We start from the raw sequence: 1,444 nt of genomic DNA, 5'->3' as shown, positions 1-1,444 counted from the left end.
CTCAGCTGGCGAGCCAACGAGCGGGGACGGTGACGATGGAGGGGAAGGCGACGAGGAGGAACATGACGGTGAACTGGGCGATCATGAAGGGGATGACGCCGCGGGTGACGGCATCCATCTTCATCTTGCCGACGCCGGCGACGACGTTGAGGACGGTGCCCACGGGCGGGGTGATGAGGCCGATGGCGTTGTTCATGATGAAGAGGACGCCGAAGTAGACGGGGTCGATGCCGGCGGCCTTGACGACGGGCATGAGGACCGGGGTCATGATGAGGATGGTGGGGGTCATGTCCATGGCGGTGCCGACGGCCATGACGAGCAGCATGATGGCGACGAGCAGCAGGGTGGGGCTGTCCATGAAGGGCTGGAGCAGGCTGATCATCTGGCTGGGGATGTCGGCGACCGTGATGAGCCAGGCGGAGACCATGGCGGCGGCGACGAGGAACATGATGACGGCGGTGGTCTTGGCCGCGGCGACGAAGACTTCGCGGGTCTCTTTCCATCCCATCTCGCCGTAGATGACGGTGGAGACGAAGAGGGCGTAGACGGCGGCGACGACGGCGGCCTCGGTGGGGGTGAAGACGCCGAACTTGAGGCCGACGAGGACGATGACGGGCAGGACGAGGGCCCAGGTGGAGTCACGCAGGGCCTGCAGGCGCTCGGCGGAGGAGGCCTTCGGCGGGGGCGTGACGTTCTCGCGGCGTGCGCACCACCACCAGGTGATGGCGATGGCCAGGCCCATGAGCAGGCCGGGGACGATGCCGGCGAGGAAGAGCTTGCCGATGGAGACGTTGGCGGCGACGCCGAAGATGACGAAGCCGATGGAGGGCGGGATGATGGGGGCGATGATGCCGGCCGAGGCGATGAGGCCGCCGGCGCGGGCCTTGTCATGGCCTGCGGCGGCCATCATGGGCAGCAGCAGCGCGGCCAGCGCAGCGGTGTCGGCGACGGCCGAGCCGGAGAGGGCGGCCATCATGACGGCGGCGAGGATGGCGACATAGCCCAGGCCGCCGCGGACATGACCGACCAGGGTCATGGCGAGCTTGACGATGCGCCGCGACAGGCCGCCGACGTTCATGATCTCGCCGGCGAGCATGAAGAAGGGCACGGCCAGCAGCGGGAAGGAGTCGGCGCCGTTGATGACGTTCTGGGCGAGGATCTGGGCGTCGAAGAGATCGAGGTGCCACATCAGGGCCACGCCGCACACCAGCAGGGAGTAGGCGATGGGAATGCCCAGGGCCATGGCGCCGAGCAGGGAGCCGAGGAAGATGAAGACGGTCATGGAATCGGTACCCGGAGACAGGGGAGGGCGAGATCAGTGGCGGGCCGCAGCGGCGTCCTTGTGGGCGGCCTCGAGCTGGGCGAGGTCCTCGGACTCCTGGACCAGGACAAGCTCGTCGTCGGAGAGGCGCCCGGAGAGGGTGCGCAGCAGCTGGCCGACGAG

Annotated in this window: 1 protein-coding gene; it reads right to left on the bottom strand. The window is 68.1% G+C overall.

The features are described from left to right. Position 1: 1 nt before the first annotated feature. The gene (locus BW996_RS20880) at positions 2-1,282 is read right to left on the bottom strand and encodes a TRAP transporter large permease subunit (protein WP_037486081.1); all 1,281 of its coding nucleotides are present in this window, start codon (positions 1,280-1,282) and stop codon (positions 2-4) included. Between the last annotated feature and the right edge of the window lie 162 nt (positions 1,283-1,444).

The organism is Sphaerotilus natans, from assembly GCF_900156335.1.
In the GTDB taxonomy this organism is placed as follows: domain Bacteria; phylum Pseudomonadota; class Gammaproteobacteria; order Burkholderiales; family Burkholderiaceae_C; genus Sphaerotilus; species Sphaerotilus natans.
This window is presented reverse-complemented; position numbering and strand designations above follow the sequence as displayed.

Coding starts and splice junctions, on each gene's coding strand:
- BW996_RS20880 (WP_037486081.1), bottom strand. CDS start 1,282: ATGACCGTCTTCATCTTCCTCGGCTCCCTGCTCGGCGCCATGGCCCTG.